Origin of the sequence: Candidatus Roseilinea sp. NK_OTU-006 (genome assembly GCF_012931985.1) — a bacterium.
In the GTDB taxonomy this organism is placed as follows: domain Bacteria; phylum Chloroflexota; class Anaerolineae; order J036; family Brachytrichaceae; genus JAAFGM01.
Map to the genome: position 1 here is coordinate 1 of NZ_JAAFGM010000038.1, position 22,167 is coordinate 22,167.

Here is a 22,167-nt window from a genome sequence, read left to right on the forward strand (position 1 = left end):
ATTGCCGACGAGCGGGTAATTCGGCCGCAATCGTTCAGAGACCGCGCCCTGCTTCAGCAAGCCGTGACACACGCCCTTTGCCGCTACATGGCTCGCTGGTATCAGGTGCGCCGCGAGCAATGGGATGCGCAAACCATGGTCTATCGGTCGCTCGATCACGACGATCCCAACTTGGGATTCAGGCCGCCAAGCGCGAATGAGTAACGGGCGGGCTATGTGGTCAGAATCCCACGTTCGGAGCAGCAGTTGGTTGAAGCGGTACAAAAGGTACTCAACGATCAGAAACGCCTGTATCGGCAAGAAAACGCCGGCCTGCCGCGCATCCATTTCGACCGCCACCTTTATCAACCCTTGCTGGTAGATATGCCCGAGAAGGCGCAGATTGTCCCGCCGGGGCTCAAGGAGAGCGAAGCGCGCTTTGTGCGCGACCTGCGCGCGTACTGGGACGCAGAAAAGGACATCTCCCTGAAAGGCAAAGAGGTCGTTTTGCTACGCAACCTGAGCCGCGGCTATGGCATAGGCTTTTTTGCGGAACGCGGCTTTTATCCGGATTTCATCCTCTGGCTGGTGGATCAAGCGACAAAAGCTCAGCGCATCGTGTTCATTGAGCCGCATGGCATGGTGCATACCAACGCCTATATCCATGACGAAAAGGCGCGCCTGCACGAGCGGCTACCCGCACTGGCAGAGGAAATCGGGAAGCGGAGTAACCGGAACGACATCACGCTGGACGCGTTTATCATATCGGCTACGTCATACGACGACCTGTATCAGCGCTATGACGACGGAACCTGGGATCGCGCCAGGTTTGCCGAAAAGCATATTCTCTTCCAAGAGCGCAGGGAAGGTTACGATTACATGAGCATATTATTCGAGCGGCTGAGCGGCAAGCCGTTGGGCAGAACCAACGGCAAAGGAGCACGCGATGAACATCACCATTGATGACGATACGCGGGTTTGGTTGTGCTTTGCGGTTGCCTACGCTTGCTCTTGGGTATTCTGGATACCCATGCTGTAGCAGCACATGGGGTCGCTCTCCCCGCAGGGTTGGCTCATTTCCTCGCTGGCCCGCTCAATCCTGCTGCGCTTGGGCCGCTCTTTTCTGCCTTTCTGCTAACGTTTCTTCAACAAGGCGGAAAGGGCATTCTTCAACTCTTGAAGCGGGGGATTGACGTTCGCTTCAAGAACATCTGGTCGGAGAACCATCTGCGTCGGAGTATTCAGTCGAAGGAGGTACTCCTCCCTTTGACCGAATTCCATGTCGTGTCAGAGCAGGTCAACGTCCCACTCGTGCTCAGTTGAGAACCTTCAGACACAAGGACATACTCAGCGATGAGCGTTGGAAACGACAGACTTGACGCGGCCTTCACGGTTTTGGCAGGCCGGCTTAACCGAGCGAACGGCATCACCGAATTTGCGTTTGATGACCGAGTGGACGGTTTCGTTCTTCCAACGCTGACCGAACAAGCCGTCCAGACGCGCATGCGAGACCAACTCAGCCCGCGCCTGGCGTTCCGGCGCCTTCAAACTACCACCACGCCGAATCGGCGGGATGATGTCGCGTGGGCCGATGGCGGCGCTGTCAAAGCCGCTGTCGGCCAGTGTCACCCAAACTGGATGACCGCGTTCATCACGTTTGCCATACCGCCCTGCGCGCCGCTTGAGCGTGGACAGGAGCAAGCGTTACAATCGAGTGACACGCTGATCGAAGTTGTCCTGATTGATGCTCCTGAGCAACCGATTGAACGCCTGAAAAAACAACAATGACACGACAGCGGCAAGAAAACGCGGCACACCCAACAAGCACGACTGATCGTGAACCAAACGACTCTCCACATCAGAGCTACAGACGTTTGTAACGGCGGCAAACACGGTTTTTCGCTTTTTAACGATAGCCGCAGTGTCATATCTGCGCACATTCGTGTTTTAGCAGATTCAGGTCACCAAGGTATTGTTGATTGGCATGAGAGCAGTCTGGCACCTACCAAGAAATCCAAATTGTATCCATTGACTGTTGAGCAAAAGGTGAGCAATCTTGAAATATCCAAAGAACGCATCTTTGTTGAAAATGTCATTCGCAGGTTAAAGATCTTTCGTGTTTTGTGCGAACGCTATCGGAGCCGGCCAAGCGATTTGGGTTGCGCTTCAACTTGATTGCGGCCATCCACAATCTCGAACTCAAGATGGCCAACTGATCGACGTTTGCAAGAGGTCTATTATGCTTGCAAAATTTACATGCGCACCCGTTGGACGTTGGAAACGACGCGGTCAATTGCTCAAAGCGCGGGTGGCCGTGCAGAGCACGCAGGTCGGGGGCCTGGCGCGCCCATTGGCGTGAAGTCTGGCGTTTTGGCAGGGCGATGTCCAGCAGGCGCAAGGCTTCTTCGATGTCGCCGCAGAGGGCGGCAAAGCAGGCGCGGAGGGTCTTGAGCAGGCGTTCCTGAAAGGGCAGGGTGAGCGGCTGGGCGAGCGAATCGGCGCGCGGGTTGACCTCGCGGCGGCCGCTCCCGCAGCGGCGGCTGAGGTCGTCCACGAAAAGCAGCAGTTTATGGTCGGGGACGCCCTCCAGCCGGTGGGCCGGGGGTTCCAGCCAGCGGTCGGGCGGGAGATAGAGCACCGTCCAGCCTTCGGCACTCAGCGTTTGCGCTAGGTGAGCGGCCTCGCGGGTTTTGCCCAGTCCGCTTTTGCCACAGACCAGCAGCGCGCGCTGCTGGAGGGGCAGGTCTTCCATCGCGCGGCGCACGCTGCGCCCTGGCAGGCGCTCTACGTAGGGGATGCTGCGGTCGTTGAGCGGGGAATCGAGTGGGTCGGGCAGGGCCACGGCCAGCACGTCGCCACCGGGCGGAATGAGAATGAAGGGTTGTCCCTCGCCGCCGCGCTGTCGTTCGCGCCGCAACTCGATGATCCAGCGGATGAGTTTGTACAGTCCGCCGAGCAGCGCGCCCACGATGCCCGTGCCGAAGAGCTAGCCGAGGGCGTCTTTGTGGTCGGTAATCCATTGAAGCAGTTTGTCCCAATCCATTGCTGCTCCTGCGTCAACCCAGGCATTCAGGCCGGCATCTAAAACTGCACTTCCTCCCTACTCATCCAGCTCAGGTCTGGGCGTAGGGGGCAACTATGGCTTCCACTCAGGTGTTCTGTGACGAATGTCGCTTTCGGCAGGCGGGGCAAGGTAGCCGGCTCCACGCAGCGCCTCCATAGCCCGCTTGTGGATGGACGCCTCGCAGGCCGGATGGCGCAGCGTTTCCTCCAGCAGCGCCCGCGCCTGCGCAGTTTCCCCTTCCCGCAGCAGGATGCCCACCCGCTGAACCAGCGCCCTGGCGGCGCGGAAGCCGTTTTCCGTAGCCTGGATCAACCCCTCGGCTTCCGTCAGGGCGCGGTGGGCGGCGGGGAGGTCACCGCTTGCCAGCGCGACCTGGCTCAGCAGCAGCAGGCTATCCGCCATCCCATCCCGATCCTGCATCGCTTGATAGAGCGCCAGGCTGCGCTCCGCCAGGGTCAGCGCGGTGGGCAGGTCGCGGCGCAATAAGGCCGCATCGCTCAGGCCCTTCTGGCTTTGCGCGTTGACCCATGCATTGCCGATCTGCTCGCCGATGAGCAGGCTCTTTTGAAAGTGCGCTTCGGACTCTTCCACGTTGCCCTCGGCCAGTGCCACCAGCCCCAGGTTGATGCGCGCCTGTGCCACGCCCCACAGGTAGCCGATGGCGTCGCAAAACGTCATGTTCTCCTCGAAACAGCGGCGGGCGGCGGCATAGTCCCCCTGCGCGCGTCGCACCAGCCCCAGCCCATAGATGGCGTACTGCACTCCCCAGGCATAATCGGCCTGCGCACACACCGCCCGCGCCTCCAGGCAGAGCGCCTCGGCGGCGGCAAAATCCCCCAACTCGTAGGCCGTCCAGCCGAGCATATAGAGGCTGTCGCCGATGCCCACCGGCTGCCCCAGTGCGCGGTAACGCTCCAGGCTTGCCTCGGCCCACTGGCGCGCCTGCGCGTACCGCGCCTGCAAAAAATCCACCCAGGACTTTTGATACAGCAGGAACGCGCGCTCCTCGTCGTCGGGCAGGCCCGGCAAGGCTAGGCCCTCTTCAATTAACTGATGCGCTTGCGCGTACTGCGAGAGTTGTCGGCAAAAGACGGCCTGCCGCCCCAGCAGGCGACGGAGCAGCGCGGCGGCCGCCAGGTCGGCGCGGGCCGCTTCCCGCATCCGCTCTAAAGCGGGCTGGAAGAGGGCCGCACCTTCGCGGAACCAGGATTTGGCTTCGCAAAAGGCAAACAGCCCGTGGGTCAGGCGGGTGAGCAGCGCCTCGTCGCCGTGGGCGATGGCCCATTGCCACGCGGCGAGCACGTTCTGCCATTCGGGTTCCAGCTCGGCCTGCACTGCCTGCTGCGCGCGTCCGCGCAGGGCCTGTTCTCGCTGCTGCACCAGGTCGGCAAAATACGCGGCGTGACGCGCGGCCATCTCCTGGGCAGTGGACGGCTGCGCCGCCAGTTTCTCCGCCGCATAGTAGCGGATGTCGCCGTGCAGCCCGTAGCGGACGCGCGGCCCGTCCAGGAAGAGCAACGATTTGCGCGCCAGACGGCTGAGCGTTGCCGCGCTCACCCCGGCGACGTGCTGCGCGGCCTCGGCGTGAAAGCCGCCGCGAAAGATGGAAACCCGCATCAGCGCGAACTGCTCTTCCGGAGAAAGCAATTGCCAGGAGCCTTCAAAGACCGCGCGCAGGCTGCGGTGACGGTCGGGCATGTCGGGACTGCTGGAGGCGAGGAAATCGCGCGTGACGGTGATGGCTTCAGCGATGCCTTCCAGCGACATTTCACCGGCCCAAGCGGCGGCCAGCTCAATGCCCAGCGGCAAGCCTTCCAGCAGATGACAAATCTCCGCGATCATCGTCTGGTCTGCCGCGCCCACGCTCAGGTCCATTCGGGCACGTCCGGCGCGCTCGACGAACAACTGCGCGGCTTCGGAGGGCGGCGCGTCAGGAGCGGGCAGATCGCAGCCCAGGCCCTCTAGCGGGAGCACCGACTCGGCTTGCAGATTCAGCCGTTCGCGCGAGGTGACCAGCAGCGTGAGGCGCGGGGCGGCGCGCATCACCTCCAGTACCAGCGTCGCGCCGCCGACAGGCAACAGTTGCTCGAAATTGTCCAGCACCAGCAGCAGGTCGCGCCGGTCGTGACGCAGCGCCTGCAAGAGTTGCGCGCGCAGGTCTTGTGCGCCGGAAAGGCGCAGGTGCAGCGCGTCGGCAATCGCCAGAATCAGGTTGCTTTCGGTGACGGCGTCGCTCAGCGAGATCCAAGAGACGCCATCGGCAAACTGTTCCGCTAGGGTCGCCGCGAGTTGCAGCGCCAGGCGCGTCTTTCCCACCCCGCCCGGCCCGGTGAGGGTGATGAGGCGGTAGGCGGGGTTGCTCAGGCGCTCGCTCAACAGCGTCAACTCGCGCTCACGGCCGATGAACGAGGTGAGTTGCAGCGGCAGGTCGGTGGGCGGCGCGGGGGGAAGCGGCATCGCGGCGGAGAGCGGCTCGCCGGCGCGGATGCGCGCGTGGAGGGCGCGGGTTTCCTCATCCGGCGCCAGGCCCAGCTCGTCGGCCAGCGCGCGGCGACAGACCTCGAACTGCGCCAGCGCCGCCGCGCGCCGGCCGTCCAGCGTCAGCAGGCGCATCAGGCGCCGATGGCCGGCCTCAAGCCACGGCTCCAGGGCCAGCTGCTGGCGGACATACTCCTGCGCGGCCGCGCGGTCGCCGCGGCGCTCGGCTGCGTCCGCCAGCAACGTCAGCGCCTCCAGGACTTGCACGTGCAGCTGCTCGCGCTCGACGGCCAGCCAGTCGTCGAAGGCGGGGCAATCCTTGAGCGCAAAGCCCGCCAGCAGGTCGCCGCGATAGAGGGACACGGCCTGCGCCAGGCGTTCCAGGCAGGGACGGCAGGTCTCGCGGCGGCGGTGACGATGCGTCTGCGTCTCGCCCCATAGGCGACGCCAGGTCAGCGCGTCCACCGTCACGACGGCGGCGTTGAACTGCACGGTGTGGGGCGTCGTCAGCAAAAAGGCTTCGCCGAGGGCGCGGCGCAGGTTGTAGAGCGCCTGACGGAGGTTCTGGGAAGCCTGTGCGGGCGCGGCTTCGGGCCACAAGAGCGCGCTCAGCGCCTCGCGGCGGAAAGCGCGCTCCGGCTCCAGCGCCAGGCGCGCCAGCAGCGCACGCGCCTTGTCCGACTCGATGCCGGCGACGGGCTGGCCATCCAGGGTGATCGCCAGTGTCCCCAATAGAGTGAGCGAGAGCTGCGACACGAATTCTTCCTAATCGTAGCACAGGCACAGGATTAATCCTGTGCTACGGCTACAAACGTATAAGGCCAGGACTGCCAATCGGCAACAAGACCTGCCTTGACAGGATTGTTGACGATGTACTGGAGAATACGCTGCAATTCCGCCTCGTCACGGACGACATGATCGTAACTTTCGTCCTGCCAGAATTTTCCGCTGCGACCCAGCAAGCGGTTGGCGTAGCGCGCCGTGCGTCCTTTGAGCAGATGCAAGGCCCGGCTCAGTGCGGAAGGATGCCCTCTGGTATCAACGTCACCAAAACGTGCCATATTCACCAGCAGGTGAACGTGGTTGGGCATGATGCAATAGGCCCACAGGTCATAGTGCGCGCCATCCAGGCGCCGAATCTCGTCCGCAACGAGTTGGGCAATTTCCGGCTGACGCAGCCAGGTCGGGCCGTGCGCCATCTGATCCAGCCATGCATCGTAGCGTCCAAAGAATTTCTTTTGGATTTTGTATCGTTCGCTCAGCAGTGCCGCGCCGCTCAGGGTTTGTTGCAGCCGCCGTTCCTCTGCCTGGAATTCCTCCCGCAGACGTTCGATGATCTCCGGCGGCAGCGAGCCCGCCAGCCGAAAGGTGATAAAGAAGGTCGCATGGCTGGGATGGATGTGCGGTAGATTGCGGCGGTAAAAGGCGGTCATACCCCAATCCCTAATTCCCCAATCCCTTGCATCGTACTCGCTTACAGAACCATGCGCAAGGCCTTGACGTTTTCCTGACGCCCATCGTGTATTGTGTGGTCTTAGAACAGCATTAATCCTGTGCTACGGAGGCCCTATGTCAGCCGACGGTGTTCTATCTCACTACACATCTTACCTGTTGCGCGTGTGGCGCGTCTGCGCGCAGGGCCGGACGACCTGCCGCGCGCTGTTGGAGAACGTGACCACGGGCGAGCGCGTGGGGTTCGGCGATCTGGACGGGCTGCTGGTCTTTTTGGAGAAGCAAACGCCGGACACCTGTAACGAAGTAGCACAGCATGAATCCTGTGCCACCGGGACGGATAACGGAGGCCAAGATGCATAAAAAACTAACCCTGATCATTGTGTTGATGATCGCCCTTCTCGGCGTGGGCGCACACCGCACGGCACGGGGGTCCTCACCCACCCCCTCCCTAGCGGATGCGCAGCGCCAATGGGACGCCGTGGAATACTACCGTTTTTCCGCCACGCTGGATCAGGAGCGCATCCCCATCGCCGATGTGACCACCGTCGGACAGGTGGGGCAGCGACACCGCTTTTACCTTTCCGGCCAATCCTGGCCCGCCGAGCAGCGAATGGAGGCCAGCCTCTGGACGCAGGGCGGCAATCTGCTCACCGGCGAGGGTAAGATAGACCTGCGCCTGGAAAACGGCCACACTTGGATCCGCACCGATGGGGAGTGGGAGCCGCTGGACGATTTCAGCGCCGCCTTTGCCCCGCAGGGCGACTGGCTGGCCCTGCTGACGGCGGCGCAGGAGACCATCGTGCCGGAGGGTAGGGGCGAAGAGGACGAAGAGGACGAAGCGGCGCTTCACCCCTACACCCGCCACCCGTATCGTCTGGACGGCGCGCGCCTGGCCCGCGCGCTGCAAGAATGGACCGTCGCCGCCCTGACCGCCCGCGGCGAACTGCCGCCCGGCGCGGAGGTTGAACTTCCCGCCGCTTTTCGGAACATCGCGGGGATGGGCGAACTGTGGGTGGATGAGCAGGGCCTTCCCGTGCGTAACACGCTCACCTACGACCTGCCCGGCGAGAACGGCGGGATGACGCGCCTGACGATGCAGGTGGATTTCAGCGATGTGCGCCTGGCCGCGTCACCGGTGGCACGGGCGTTGGGCGTGGCCCGCCTGCCCACCGCGCCGGAAGTGGGGACGTGCGCGCTGTCGGTCGCACTGGTTGCGCTGGGCGCACTGGTCGTGGCGCGCAGAGGACGCTCGCCCCGCATCCGCACGGTGGTGAGCGTGCTGGTCATCACCAGCACCCTGTTCGGCCCGCTGGCGCAATCGGAGCGCGCCGTGGCCGCCGCCGAACGCCGGCAGGCGACGCAAGCCCGTCAGCAGGCGCAACAGGCCCGCGCCGAGGCGATGACCGCCTTGCAAGAGACGCTGGCCGAACCCTCCCCTGCCGGCAGGTTGGCCGTGGCGGGCATCTCGCCGTTAGAGTCCGCTCGCTCTGCCGCTCTCGCGCTCTCATCCTTTCCCGCTCTCCCATTCTCCCCCTCTCCCCTTGAGCAGCAGAATCCCAACGGCGATGACGACGGCGACGGGCTGACCAACGCTGAGGAAGAACGCCTGGGGACGCTGTCCATCACCGTGGATAGGGACGAGGACGGCATCCCCGACGGGCGCGACAGCGACAACGATGGCATCTCCGACTATGACGAGGTGACCGGCTTTTTCTACAACGGGCGCTGGTGGTACGGCGATCCGCTGCTGACCGATACGAACAACGACGGCCTGCCCGATGGGCTGGAATGGGGCGTGGACACCGACAACGATGGCACGCCTGACCTCTACGACGACGACAACGACGGCGACGGCGTGCCCGACCGCTACGACCTGTCGCCCTTCTCCAAGCAGACGACGGTCTTTTCACAGACCAACCCCCTGGCGTTCAGCGTTGCCAACGTCACTGCCGGCAAATACCTCTACGTGGAGTATCAACTGCGCCCCACCAACCCCAATCACCTGTGGTACGCCCTCACCACGCGCGACTGGCCGCGCGATGAGGATGGGCAGATGCAGGACCGCGACGGCAAAACTTTCCAGAACGTGAACCCCAACTCGACGCGCCCGCAGGACGCCTATGGCGACGTGCGCCTGGCGCCGATGCTGGAGATTCATATCCCCGGCACGCCCAGCCAACTGGTCACCACCAACAACCCCTCCTTCAACCTGACGTTGCGCGAATACACCGACCCGCGCTTCCGCGTTGGCACGCCCTTCACCGGCACGGTGACGCTAACGCGCAGCAATGGGGGCGAAGTGCAAGTGAACGGGACCGTCTCGCGTGCGGGCTACGGCGGCGGCGTGGCACACGAGCTGGCCCTCTACAGCGGGACGTGCGAACGACCCGAAACCCGGCTAGCGGACCTGCCCGTGGAAGGGACAGAGGTGAACCGCGCGTTCAACAGCGCCGATATCCGCTTTGACAGCCTGTTCGGTGAACCGCGCGCGTTGCTGTTCTACGAAGATTTTTGGAACAATTTTAACCCGCGCCATCTCAACGCCAACTATGCCTGCGCCGACATCCCCGCCCTGCTGCCCTTTGAGAGCACGCCCGCGCAGATGGCCAATCTGAACTTTTATCAGCAATATGGCATTGGGGTCAACGGCCTGGGGGTGGGGAAGGGGCGCTCGGTCTATGTGCCCCTGCAACTGATCAGCGATCCGACGACCGGCGCGCAGATGGCCTTTCAGGCGCGGATGATCTACCGTCCCCAGGGCGGGACATGGGGCGCGCCGCATCAGGTGCGCCTGGTGTGGGCCGTGATCGGCCTGAATGACTCGTGCAACGACAGCGACTGTACCTACAACGAGACGCAGGTGCTGATGGTCTATCCCGACGCCTGGCAGTTGACCGGCCTGAACGTGCGCGAGGATCACGGCGTGGATGCGGCCATCATCTACGAAGACCCGGCGGTGGACCCCGACCGCGCCGATGACCGCGAACTGACGCTGCTGACGATGGGGTTGGAGGAGGGCTTCCTCTCCGGGCGGGATTGCACGCTCACGGCCACGGGCGCGTGCCAGAGTGACGGACAACGCGACATCACCGTGGGGGAAATCTATCGCCGCTTTGACCGCGACACCAACGGGCCTTACAACGAAACGCGGCAATGGGCCATTACCGACACGCTTCAGGTGGAAACGCACACCTACGCGCACCTGGACGCGGCGCTGGAGGCGCTGGCCAGCACAGACGTAGCAGCGGCGCTGTCCGCTTTTGACGCCTATCGCCCGATCACCCCCACGCTTTTGTTTGCCACCGAGGAGCGTTTCCGCCTCATCAACCTGCAAAGCACGGCCCTACCCACCGAGACGCAGGCGGTGAATTGGAATGGCGCGCAGGTGACGGTGGATTTCGCTAGCCCGTCGGTCAACGCCGTGCGCGTCCACGCCGGCCTCAAGTGGACGCCCTATCGCTACAACGCCGCGCAAGCCGCCTGGCAGACCGTCTCCGTGGAGGATTACTGGCAGGAAATCGAGCGGCGCTATCCGACAGCGGCCCTCATCGAGCCGGGCGAGACGCAGCGCGAGGCCGAAGGCAAGCAATTCATCTATCAGTTGTACTATCTGGCGCTCTACAAAGGCGTGGTGCAACTGGTGCAGGTGGGCGATCAGATCGTGCGCTACACCTTTGCCGCCGATACCGGCATTGTCGCCAGGATCATCAAACTCAGCGGGACGGCGTCCAGCGCGCTGCTCTCGGTGACGACCAAAATCGGGACATTGCTCGTCGAAGAAATCGGGCCACTGGTCAAAGTCAATTTTGTCTCCGCCTTCCGGGTGTTTGGCGACCTCAAAACGGCGCTGACCAAGGCTGCGACGGAAACGGCGCGCGACCTGGCGCGTGGCGTGGTCAGCAAGGTGCAGGATGCGCTGGGGACGCTGGGCGCCAAACTCAGAGCGCTCTCACTCTTCAAGGGTCTGGTCATCGTCGGCGCCGTGCTGGTAGTGGTGTTCATCCTGGTGACGGTCGCCGCAGTGTTCATCACCTCATTCATCGCCGCCCAACTCGGCGGCCCAACGTGGACCAAAGTGGTCGCCGGTGTTGGCCTTTCGCTGATCACTTCTGTGGTCTATATGCTCATCAAGAACGTCTCGCTGCTGATTCAAATCGGCAAGATGCTCTACGCCATCTATAAAACGCATCAAATCATCGCCTCGCTGACCAGATTCGCCACGGCGACCTTTGCCATCACCAAAGCGATGCTGGTGCTGGAAGTGATCGGGTTGATCCTGCAAGTCGCCGCGCGCATCGCCTTTCTGCTCTACGTCTACCTGAGCGGGACGGTGGCGATTAGTAGCGTCGCCGGCCACATCCTGCTGGCCGAGACGGTCGCCGATATTTTCGTGCTCCTGGTCACCGAGAGCATCCTCCTGGCGTTGATCATCGCCGGCCTGGGAGCCGGCCCGCATGGTTGGATTTTCGGCGCCATTCTGGCGGTCATCGGGATTGGGCTGTCTGTGCTGGCGCTCATTGACCTGGTCGCCACTGCCCTGTGTCAGACCGGCGTGTGGGAGGCAGCCTGCCATTTCAGCATCGCCGGTTCCATCAACTCGTTCCTGCGGCGCGCCTTTTACCGCGTCGGCGTGGTGACCGAAACCGGCAACGACCTGTTGAACATTCGCGGCATTGACCTGTTGCCCGTCGGCGGCGCGCAGCCGATGTTGACCGGCGGCAGCGCCGTCATACCGGGCCTGCACCTGCGCCACTGGGCCAAGACGCCGCGCTATGAAGATGTCAGCGAGATTTTATTCCACGAATACCTGGCCTCCGCGCCCAACGAGACCACGCAGCGTGGCGTCGCCCTGCGCTATGCGTTAGGGCCGTTCATCCAAAACGTCGGTCAGGCGCAGTTGAACGAGATGAGGAACACGTGGGGCGACTGGCATAGTTTCGGCCAGGCAGAGTACACCCGCGAGGTGCGCTATAACGATTGGCGCACCACTACGTATCGCCTGTACGCCCTGCGCGCCGACCGTGTCATCTCCAGCACGCAGGCGATCCAACTGACCACCGGCCTCAACCGCCAGCACGCGCTATGGCTCTCCACTGCTTTCGCCCTGCCCACTGCCGAGTGCTGGCTCTCTACCGAGACGCAGGCCAATTGCAGCATCAATCAGATGCAGGCCAATCAGGATTTCCCTATCAACCTGGTGCTGGATGTCCTGCCACCCACGCTGGACGAATTTGTGGCCTGGACCTGGGACCCCCACCTGCCGCCTCTGCGCGATGGCGACGGCGACGGCCTGCTCGCGGCGGCGCGCGGCGGCGACGACCCGAACGATGCGCTGTGGGATAGCGACGGCGACAGCATCTCCGACCTGATCGAACTGCGCTGGCAGCAGAGCGGCTCGCCGATTTCGCCGACCGCCGTCGACACCGATGGAGACGGCCTGAGCGACGCCGAGGAACTGCGCCTGGGCGCCGATCTGACCCGCGCCGACACCGACGGCGACGGCCTGCCCGATTTCGAAGAGGTGCGGGGTTGGACGTTCACCTACAGCACGAACCCCACGCGGACCACGCTCGTCACCTCCAACCCGCTGATCGCCGACAGCGACGGTGACGGCATCAGCGACCGGCTGGAGCGCACGCTGCACCTGAGCGACCCGGCGGCCTACCCCTTCCACCCGCAGGTCTACAATCCCTTTGGCCTGGCGGTTACGCTGGCCCACAACGACGCCGACGGTTACCTGGAGCGCGGTCAGTCCCTCGCCATCACGGCCACCGTGCACAACACGATGGATCAGATCTCGGCGCAGGGGACGTTCACCCTCACCCGCCCGACCGACCTGGGCGGCGGCGCAACGGTCTGGACGTTCGGCAATAACCCGGCTCTGGCGCCGGGCGCGCAAGTGCGGGTCGAGAGCGGCGCGCGCGTGGCCCTTTCCGCCCCCACGCAGGTCACGGCGCTGCAGGCCGCCCTGCGCGCCACCGGCATCAACCCCGATGGCAGCCGGCTGCCCGGCGACCTGACCGCCTCGGCAGAGTTGACCGTCACCGTAGACGCCGATACGCCCACCGCCGCCATCACCTGGCCGACGGTGCACGCCTACCTGCCCGCCGGGCGGAGCGTGGTCATCGGCGGCACGGCGAGCGACCCGACCTCGTACATCGCACGAGTGGAGGCGCGCGCCGACAACGGCGCGTGGCAGACGGCCAACGGGCGGGAACGGTGGAGCGCCGCCGTCCCCATCCCCGCCGCCGAGGGCATCCACACCCTCTGGGTGCGCGCGACCGACGCCGTGGGCAACGTGCAGTCGGCGGCGTCGCAATCCGAGCAGAGCATTGCCGTTTACGCCGACGGCACGCCGCCCTCCGTCAACGCCGTCATCGCGCCGTACACGGTGCTGGCGCCCATCGCGCTGGAGGATGGCCGCCGGCAACTGGTCCTGCGCTTCACCGCCGCCGACCCGAACCTGCCCGGCTCCATCCCCGGCAGCGGCGTAGATAGCGTGGAGATGGACCTGCGTCCGTACAGCGCCGGCTGGCAGGCAGCGACCCGGATCGGCAGCGAGTGGGTGGTCACCTACACCCTGACCCTGCCCGCCGCAGACGCCGACGGCCTGCCACTCCTGGAGCCGAACGGCGTCTACACCGCGCTGGTGCGCGCCGCCGATACGGTGGGCAATGTCTCCGACGCCTTTGCCTTCGCCTATCAGGTGGACGGCACGGCCCCGCGCGTGGAGGTACAGCAACCGCCGCGCAGCGAAGTGACCGTCATCTCGGATACGCTGGTGCTCTACCCGCCGCCACAGCCCATCACCGGCAGTCTGCCCTTCACCGGCACGGTTTATGAAATGGGAGACGTGCGCAGCGGCGTGCAATCGCTGGACGTGCGCCTGACGCCGGCCGACCTGGGCGTGGCGCCGGGGCTGTGGCGCGGGCGCCTGTACGACCGGAGCGGCTCGCAAACGACCGTGTACACCGTCACCCCTGAAATTGATGTGGACTGGGGCGTCGGCGCGCCGGCCCCTGACCTCACTGCCGACCATTTCATCGCCGAATGGCAGCAGGAGGCGCTCTTCCGCGTGCCGGGTGTGTACACCTTGACCGTCACCAAAGACGCCGATTCCACCGCCGCGCTGTGGGTGGACGGCGCGCTGCGCCTGAGCGCGCCCGACGGCCAGACCAGCGCCGTGCTCACGCTGACGCTGGGCGCCGGCGTCCATCCGCTGCGCCTGCGCTACAACGAGGCGACCGGTGAGGCGCGCCTGCGTTTCCGCGCCGAACTCGCCGAGGCCGACTGGCAGGCCGTCACCCTGGCGCAGAGCGGCGCGGGCGTGCTCGCCACGACCTGGGAATACACGCCCTGCGTAGCACAGGATTCATCCTGTGCTATGGAGGGTCTCTACCGGCTGGATGCGCGCGCCGCCGACGTGCTGGGCAATGCGCTGACCAGCGCGGCCTGGCGCGGCGAGATAGACACCGCCGCACCGCGCATCGCCCTGGACGTGAGTTACACCGGCGTGGGCAGCACCGCCCAGACCCGCTATCGCGTCTGGGTCAACGACTTTAACCTGGTGGAAGAGGGGCTGCAATCCCCCTGCCCTGGAGGCGCAGCGGCGTTGCGCCCCTACTATTACGACACCGCCTGGTGGCGCGAAATCTTTGGCGAGACCACCCGTCTCTATCAACTGTACGGCGAGTGCAGCGTGCCCGGCTATGTGACGACGCCGCCGACGGTGACCGCCTACGACCGCTACGGCCACGTCGCCACACTCAGCGCGTCCCCGCCCGAGCTGCCGAACACGCGCGGTATCTATTGGAACTATAGCCCCAACAACGACGGCGCGCTCTATCGCCTGGACCTGAACATGGCAGCGCATACGCACCTGCTCGACCTCCTGGCGCTGGGACACAATACCCTCTACAGCTACCAGAATCTCAAAGTACATCCGCACAGCGAACGGCTGTATGCGGCGCTGCCCACTGCAAGCGATGACCGCATCTGGCGCCTGGGGTTGGACGGCAGCGACCCCGAACAGATCATCACCCGCACCATCGGCGGCGACATTCTGGCCATCGCCCTCACGCGCGACCATCTCTACTGGCTGGAAGCTGGCGGCACAACGCGGACGTTGCTGCGCGCCAACCTGGACGGCAGCGACGTAGTCACCCTGACCACTGCGCTGAGCAGCCCGGTGGGACTGGCTGCCGATCCCTTTGCCGGCGTGGTCTTTGTGGCCGAAAACGTCGGCGGGCGCATCCGCTTCTACGCCGAAAGCGGCGAGAGCGGGTATATGGACCCGATTAAAGAACTGGGGCAGCCCATCGTGCAGATTATGCTGGACAACGGGATGGCCGTTGACCCACAGGCGCGGATGCTCTATGTGGCCGGCGAGCGCACCGGCAGCGGATCGGGCATCCTGCGCATCCCCTATCCGCCCGCCTGGAGCGGCGCGCACACCTACACCGAAGCGACGCTGGTCGTGCCCTCCAACCTCTACCTGGCGCTTGCCAGCCTGGCGGTGGACAGCGGCGGAGGCAAACTCTACTTTGCCACGCTGGACGGTAGCGGCCCTTACACGGTCACGCTGCGCCGCGCCAACCTGGACGGCAGCGACCTGGAGACAGTCTATACTGCGCCCGATCACTGGTTCTGGTCGCTGAGCCTGGATTTGGACATCAACCATCCGCCCACGACCACGGCGCAGATCGTGCAGGTGGCGCACAACACACCGACCACCTTTACGCTGGAGGCGCGCGATCCCAACGCCAATCCGCTGACTTTTACGCTGCTGGACGGGCCGGAAGGCGAGATAAATCTCGCCGCCACAGCTACCTATACCCCAACCGTCGGGTTCGCCGGGCAGGATCGCTTCACCTACCGCGTGGAGGACAATCGCGGCGCGGGGGCGACCGGCGAGGTCATCCTGAACGTCTGGCCTGCCGTGCCGGTCTTTGCCGCCGTCAACGCGCCGGCGGATAACACCATCGTCGCGCCGGGCGCCGTTCCGATCACCGTGAGCGGCTATGCCCTGCACGAGGTCTACAGCCTCACCCTCAGCATAGACGACACGCCTGCGCAGACCTGGACCTATGGCCCCGGCCTGACCGAAGCGAGCGAAACGCACACCTGGACGGCGGCGGCAGGGCTGCACACGCTGCGCGCCCAGGTCCGCGACCGCAACGGCGACACCGCCGAGAGCGCGCCGGTGCGCGTGATCGTGGATGCGACTCCGCCGACGGTCACGGTGGCGCCCGTAGTCTACACGTCCACGCACGCCCTGTCCGGCTTCAACGCCTTTATGCTCACCGGCAGCGCCGGCGACGACAGCGGCATCGCCCGCGTAGAGGTAGTAGAGGAAGGGGCGACCGCAAGGGTCGCCCAACTGGACGCCAACCCCTGCCCGGCGTGCGGGTGGCAGTTGGCGATGACCGCGCCGGCCGGCGCGACGCCGTTCACCATCACCATCCGTGCCACCGACCTGGCCGGACAAGTGACCATTATCACCCCCACGCTCACCGTGGACCTCTTCCCGCCGGAGCCTGTGACCGTTACCCTGGCCTACACCGATAGCCTGGGTCAGCGCGTGCCGCTTTCGCGGGCCAACCCGGTGGTCCGCGAAGCAAACCGCCCGCTCATCGTGGAATGGGACGCGGCCAGCGACGGCAGCGGCATCGAGGGCTACTATGTCGGCTGGACGAGCAGCCCCACGGTCACGGTGGATGCGCAAGGCCTTGCGTCCCTACAGCGCTACGCGCCCGACGCCCCGCGCCGCCACGAACAAGTCGTCGGCGAGGCGCAGGTGGCTTACGCCCACCTGGTCATCCGCGACGGGCTGGGCAACGCGCGCGTGCAGACCTTTGGGCCGTATCTGGTAGATTCGCCCCTCACGCCCGACCTGATCGGCGCAGCGGCGGACGGCATCTGGTACTCGCACTGGCTGGAAAGCGGCGCATCGCTGCTCAGCCGCGAGCGCAGCGGTCAGGGCGTACATCGGCTCTACGGCTCGTGGAACGCCGACGCGCTGCAACTGACCTGGATCGCCGAGGATGGCGACTGGGACGTGCACGGCGACCTGTGGTTCTACTTTGACACGCAAGCCGGCGGCACGACGGCCGCCGACCAACCCTATCCGCCTCAGGGATGGCAGGACGCTGTAGCCGTGACCCTGCCCTTTGAGGCCGACTACCTTGTCCACGTGCGCGATGCGGCCACGGCTGTCATCAAGCAGTGGAACGGCAGCGCGTGGATCACGGCCACGACAATGTCCACCACAACCCTGCCCACGCCCGCCGGCCCGCCGGTCTACCGCCTGACGAGCGATCAAATCCCGCGCCGCACCGACCTCTATATCCCGCTGGGCGCGCTGGGCACAAATGCCGGCAACCCGCTGCAGATCGCGGCCTTTGTCGCCAACGAAGCATACAGCAGCGGCGCGCTGCCCTGCCTGCTCGTCGGCGCGCCGGACCTCAACCCGCTCAACTGCGCCGCCGACCGGAACCCGCTGGCGCGCGTGGGCGATATGCACGCCCTCACGCTGACGCAAGCCCTGGCCTTTGACAGCCTGCCGGCCGGCATCCTGCCCAACGCCGGACGCTACAGCGGCGCAGTTCCGTCCATCATTGTGGACGCGCAGCCGCGCGGCGGCGTGGTCGGCTATCTGCAAAGCGACCGCTACGATGTGCTCACACCCGGCCAGCCGATTGACGCCGACCTGGACGGCAGCATTGACCATCCCATCACCGGCGTAGCGTCGGGCGTGGTGGGAAACGGGCAGACGGTGACCTATACCATCGTGATCCACAACAGCGGCGATGGCGCAATGCCCGGCGTGGTCGTCACCGCCACGGCACGCGGGGCGTTGGAGTTTGGCACGCCAAACCCCTACAACTACAATCTGGGGACTGTTGCACCGGGCCAGGTGGCAACGCTGACGATTACGGCAACCGTGAACACCGCGCTCAACCCCAACGCCGCCGAACTGATGCTAACGGTGGACGACGCCACCCATCGGCCCTTTGAGTGGTTCTGGGTGCACCACGCGGTGGACAACGCCCCGCCGCAGGCGCCGCGCATCGTCGAGCCGCTGCCGGTCAGTTCGCAACTGGGCTGGGCGCTTGCCTTGCCCCTCACCAACACCGTCAGGGGCTGGGTCTATGACGCTGACGTGGCCCGCCTGCAACTGGAAGCGCAACCCCTGCCGACGGGCAGTCCGCGCACCTTCACCTGTCCTTACGCGGGCGGCTATGCCTGGACATGCACCTGGGACGCCGGCACGAGCAGCGCGCAATTCCGCCTGCGGGCGCGCGCGCAGGACGCGGCGGATAACTGGAGCGCGTGGAGCGAGCCGATCACCGTCGCCGTGGACCTCGCCCCGCCGCAGATCGCGCTGGATGCGTACACCGATGCCAGACTGGCCAACAGCATCTTTGGCGGGCTGAACTGGCCGACGATCAACCTTTACGGCGTCATCACCGACGACCTGAGCGTGGCCGGCGTGCTGGCCTGCCGCGTGGACGAGAGCGCCGAATCCTGCCAGAGCAATGGGGCGCTCATCCCCTCGCCGCAGACAAGCGACAACTGGTGGCTGCCCTACACCATCGGCGTGACGGGCGAAGGCGTGACCGAGACGGTGCGCTTTTACGCCGTGGACGGCGCGGGCAACCGCTCGCAGCCGCTGACGCGCACCCTGCGCGTGGATACACTCGCGCCGCGCCTCACCGTCACGCAGGTCCTCACCGAGGTCTGGCGTGAGGACTACACAGGCTGGAGTTTCAATTCCTGGTACTGGAAGCCCATCACCGACGCGGTGCCGGTCTTTACCGGCACGCTGAGCGAAGCGGCGCTGGCCTGGGCCGATCTGCGCATCGAACAGCCGGACGGCCGCCTGTGGACGACCGACCTGGTGCGCTTCCCGGACGGACGTTGGCACGGCGTGCCGCAGTTGGACTTTTCCGTGCCGGGCGTGCACACCATCACCGTGCGCGCTGTGGACCGCGCCGGCAACTGGACGGTGGCCGGGCCGTTCACGCTCCTGGTGAAAAACCGCAACGACGCGCCGCGCTTCATCACCTGGCCGCCGGATGGGGCGGTGCGGGCCAGCGTGCCGTACACCTACGAGATCATCGCCGATGACGACGACCTGGCCTACGGCGACGCGCTCACCCTCACCGCGCCGACGCTACCGGGGTGGCTGACGCTGGAGGACCACGGCGACGGTACGGCGACGCTCTCCGGCACGCCCACCAACGCCGACGTGGGCGACCACGCCGTGGTGCTGCGCGTGACCGACCGGGCCGGGGCATTTACCGAACAGGCTTTCAACATCACCGTGGCAGAGAAGCCGCTACACCATATCTTCCTGCCGCTGGTGCTCAGAAGCACGCCGTAATCGGGCGAGGCCGCCCAACCTGCGGATAGAGCCGACGCCGCCTCTCGGCAGCGCGGCTCATCCGCAAGTCGTTGGGCGGTGGGGAACAACGTTGGTCCGACGGCGGTGACGTTGCGCCGTCTGGCGGCGTTCTCAGCTTCAAACGGGTGGACGCTTCTGATCAGTTTGGGAGTGCTTATAGGGGTGGGGCTATGTGATGACAAAAGGCCTGCGCCGGATCGAAAAATGAGTCTACTGCAAAACGGTCCTTATTACCGCCAAGACGCAGAGTACGCAGAGATTCTCCTGATGGAGAACTCTGCACTCTCGGCGCCTCTGCGGTGAGTTTTTGCAGTGAAGTCAAACATCAGATTCAGAAAGGAATAGCAACGAAATCGGCGTACAACCGTCAAAGGAAGCTGGGATGACCGCACCTTGGTTGTCATCACGCAACAGGAGCGGACGTATGGGAACCGTGACTCTGCTGTCGAACAGCCGAAATGTACCGAATCAGTTGACCATCAATGACCAGGAAGCGCATCGGGGCGGCGAAGGAAGCATCTTCTTCACCACCGATGGCCGTTATGTGGTCAAGATCTATCATCACCCCAGTTCTGACAAACAAAAGCTACTCCAGCACGTCCTTGACTTGGGGCGGAACTTGGGCGAGGATGAGCAGTTCCTGGCTTGGCCGCTGGGCATTGTAGATCGGTTCAACGGCCAGTCCAACGTGGGCGTGGTCACCCGCCGTGTGCCTGCTTCACATGTTCCTCTCTACAAGCTGATCTACAGCCCAATAGACGCCGTAGAGCAATTCCGCCAGGGGCGAAGTTGGCTGGAGTACCTCAAGATTGCCCGAGGCACGGCCGCGGCGGTGCGCACCATTCACGGCAAGGGGATGGCCCACGCTGATATTCACTTCAAGAACTTTCTGGCCAATCCCATATCCGGCGAGGTTGTGTTGATCGATCTAGATGGTCTGGTGGTCAAGGGTTTCTTGCCTCCTCAGGTTAAGGGAATGCCTGGCTTTATCGCCCCTGAGGTTATGATGGGCAAAGCTAAACCCGACGAATCTACCGACCGGCATAGTCTTGCTGTGTTGGTGCTGTGGATTTTGCTGCTCCGCAACGTGATGTAGACCCAAACGTGCTACGACCCGGATGATGAGATGCATGACGATGAACTCGGCTATGGTCAGTACGCCTGCTTTAGCGAGCACCCTAACGATCGGCGCAACTGGCTGCCGCAGATCGGAACGCCGCTCTTTCGCAGAGGAGCGCTTTCTTACCGAGCCCTTCCACCCAGGCTGCAAGAGGTAACCGAGCAGGCGCTGATCCACGGTTTGCACGATCCTCCAAAACGCCCTCAGGCAGTAGAATGGGAGCGTGCCCTAGCCGAGGCCTATGATCTGCTGGTCGGTTGTCCGACCTGTCGTCAGTCCTTCTTCTATCCGTACTGGTTGCAGCCGCCCCCGCGGCGACAGTGTCCCTTCTGCGGCGCCGGCGTCCGGCCGCCTTTCCCGGCTGTGCTGGAGCTGCTGGAGTCCCGGGCCAGAGGCTCGTATGTGCCGGTGCGCATGATCGTGCTTTACCACGGCCTGCCGGTGTTCGCCGACATAGCCGAGCCCGGCCGCTTGCCTCCCTTCACCCGCCGGAGCACCCCCCTCATCGGGCAGGTGGTGTGGGATCCCAAAGCAGGAGCGCATCGCCTAGTAAACAACAGTGATACCCCGTGGCAGGTCATCATTGGCGGGAGTGGCATAGTGGGCCGCGGGGCGTCGGTAGCCTTGCGCCGCGGGCTGCTGCTCAGCTTTGGTGATGGCAGGCGATTGGCACGGGTGGTGGAGTGAACCGTGGTCGGCGCACCGATCTGCAAGGGGTGTCGTCAGGCCATTCACAGCGCGTATGTCACGGCCGTGGGCGCGACTTGGCATCTGGAGCACTTTGTCTGCGCCGCTTGTGGCCGTGCCTGGCTCCCTGCGTATCGGCTCCATTCAGAGACCAGTCGCGCAAACGCCCACGAGTGGTCGCACGGACGCGATCCGGGATGGATGCCAGCATGACCCAACCCATCAGGAGACCGGCGTGTGCTGCCCGCACCATGCCCATACGCCAGAGCGTCAAACCCCACGCCGGTGAGCGGGTCAAGTGGGGCAGATGATGTGCCACGCGACCGAACCATTGCGATAATCCGGGCAGGCGGATCATGCGGGGCTGCTCTGCTCCGATGGCGGGTAGTCACCCTATCGGAACAGCAGCCCGACCCACCTCTGCAATCACCGAAAAGCCCCAAAAACGCTATCCTGAAAGCCTCTCCCTCCCTTCGCTGCCGCAATCCGTTGCTCCATATCCTCCACCACATGCGTCAACCCGAGCGACGCAAACAAGTCACGGGCGCGTTCCAGGAAGGGCAACGCCTCTGCGCCACGCCCGCGATGTATCAGCGCAATGCCATAGTTGCTCAGGTCAGCGCCTTCGCCGTATCGATCATTGATAGCACGGCGCAGCGCCAGCGCCTGTTCGAGGAGGCGCCGCGACTCCGGCGGATCATCGTCAATCCGCAGGCGACTCAACGCTGCCAGCACATGGGCTTCGCCCAGCCGGTCGCCAATCGCCCGGTAGAGCGCCAGCGCCTGCCCATACCGCGCCAGCGCCGCCTCGCGCTCATCCCGGAACTGCTGCACGTCCCCTATCGCTTTCCGCACATGGGCTTCGCCCAGCCGGTCGCCAATCGCCCGGTAGAGCGCCAGCGCCTGCCCATACCGCGCCAGCGCCGCCTCGCGCTCATCCCGGAACTGCTGCACGTCCCCTATCGCTTTCCGCACATG

The 22,167-nt window shown here is 64.7% G+C and carries 13 protein-coding genes and 1 pseudogene; 9 read left to right on the forward strand and 5 right to left on the reverse strand.

Features of this window, described 5'->3' with window-relative positions; all coding sequences use genetic code 11:
- Both GXH28_RS16075 and GXH28_RS14015 read left to right on the forward strand, forming a co-directional pair.
- Positions 1-204 (forward strand): hypothetical protein (locus GXH28_RS16075; RefSeq protein WP_206156860.1); only part of this gene is annotated, 204 nt, incomplete at its 5' end.
- A 42-nt stretch (positions 205-246) separates the two neighbouring features.
- Positions 247-942, forward strand: a complete 696-nt coding sequence (locus GXH28_RS14015; RefSeq protein ID WP_169239656.1) for a hypothetical protein — start codon at positions 247-249, stop codon at positions 940-942.
- Positions 943-1,392: 450 nt separating this feature from the next.
- Here GXH28_RS14015 and GXH28_RS16515 read toward each other — a convergent pair.
- A pseudogene (locus GXH28_RS16515) lies at positions 1,393-1,485 on the reverse strand (transposase); the annotation flags it as partial.
- Between the two features lie 132 nt (positions 1,486-1,617).
- On the opposite strand from GXH28_RS16515, the gene GXH28_RS14025 reads away from it, so the two are divergent.
- Together GXH28_RS14025 and GXH28_RS16985 are read left to right on the forward strand one after the other, a co-directional pair.
- Positions 1,618-1,767, forward strand: a complete 150-nt coding sequence (locus GXH28_RS14025; protein WP_169239658.1) for a hypothetical protein — start codon at positions 1,618-1,620, stop codon at positions 1,765-1,767.
- 48 nt (positions 1,768-1,815) lie between these two features.
- On the forward strand, positions 1,816-2,154 hold the full coding sequence (locus GXH28_RS16985) for a transposase family protein (RefSeq protein ID WP_445082660.1): 339 nt from the start codon (positions 1,816-1,818) through the stop codon (positions 2,152-2,154).
- Here GXH28_RS16985 and GXH28_RS14035 read toward each other — a convergent pair.
- The 3 genes from GXH28_RS14035 to GXH28_RS14045 form a co-directional block, all read right to left on the reverse strand.
- Positions 2,072-2,947: a TPR end-of-group domain-containing protein gene (locus GXH28_RS14035; protein WP_169239659.1), complete on the reverse strand. Its 876-nt coding sequence runs from the start codon at positions 2,945-2,947 to the stop codon at positions 2,072-2,074. The genes GXH28_RS16985 and GXH28_RS14035 overlap by 83 nt on opposite strands.
- A gap of 168 nt (positions 2,948-3,115) precedes the next feature.
- Positions 3,116-6,121 carry an ATP-binding protein gene (locus tag GXH28_RS14040; RefSeq protein ID WP_240550418.1) on the reverse strand — a complete coding sequence of 1,002 codons (3,006 nt, stop codon included), beginning with the start codon at positions 6,119-6,121 and terminating at the stop codon, positions 3,116-3,118.
- 188 nt (positions 6,122-6,309) lie between these two features.
- A complete protein-coding gene (locus GXH28_RS14045) occupies positions 6,310-6,954 on the reverse strand; it encodes an REP-associated tyrosine transposase (RefSeq protein WP_169239660.1) in 645 nt (214 codons plus the stop codon).
- A gap of 136 nt (positions 6,955-7,090) precedes the next feature.
- On the opposite strand from GXH28_RS14045, the gene GXH28_RS14050 reads away from it, so the two are divergent.
- The 5 genes from GXH28_RS14050 to GXH28_RS16990 all read left to right on the forward strand — a co-directional run bounded on the left by GXH28_RS14050 (position 7,091) and on the right by GXH28_RS16990 (position 21,402).
- On the forward strand, positions 7,091-7,336 hold the full coding sequence (locus GXH28_RS14050; RefSeq protein ID WP_169239661.1) for a hypothetical protein: 246 nt from the start codon (positions 7,091-7,093) through the stop codon (positions 7,334-7,336).
- Positions 7,329-19,361 carry an Ig-like domain-containing protein gene (locus GXH28_RS14055; RefSeq protein ID WP_240550419.1) on the forward strand — a complete coding sequence of 4,011 codons (12,033 nt, stop codon included), beginning with the start codon at positions 7,329-7,331 and terminating at the stop codon, positions 19,359-19,361. The genes GXH28_RS14050 and GXH28_RS14055 overlap by 8 nt, the downstream gene beginning before the upstream one ends.
- A 445-nt stretch (positions 19,362-19,806) precedes the next feature.
- Complete coding sequence (locus GXH28_RS16520; RefSeq protein ID WP_240550420.1) at positions 19,807-20,478, forward strand: hypothetical protein; 672 nt, start codon at positions 19,807-19,809, stop codon at positions 20,476-20,478.
- A gap of 30 nt (positions 20,479-20,508) precedes the next feature.
- A complete protein-coding gene (locus GXH28_RS16525) occupies positions 20,509-21,189 on the forward strand; it encodes a hypothetical protein (RefSeq protein ID WP_240550421.1) in 681 nt (226 codons plus the stop codon).
- A 3-nt stretch (positions 21,190-21,192) separates the two neighbouring features.
- Positions 21,193-21,402, forward strand: coding sequence for an LIM domain-containing protein (locus tag GXH28_RS16990; protein WP_169239663.1), 210 nt, complete (start codon positions 21,193-21,195; stop codon positions 21,400-21,402).
- Positions 21,403-21,615: 213 nt separating this feature from the next.
- Here GXH28_RS16990 and GXH28_RS14070 read toward each other — a convergent pair.
- The coding region (locus tag GXH28_RS14070) for a tetratricopeptide repeat protein (protein WP_169239664.1) at positions 21,616-22,167 on the reverse strand (552 nt) is incomplete at its 5' end.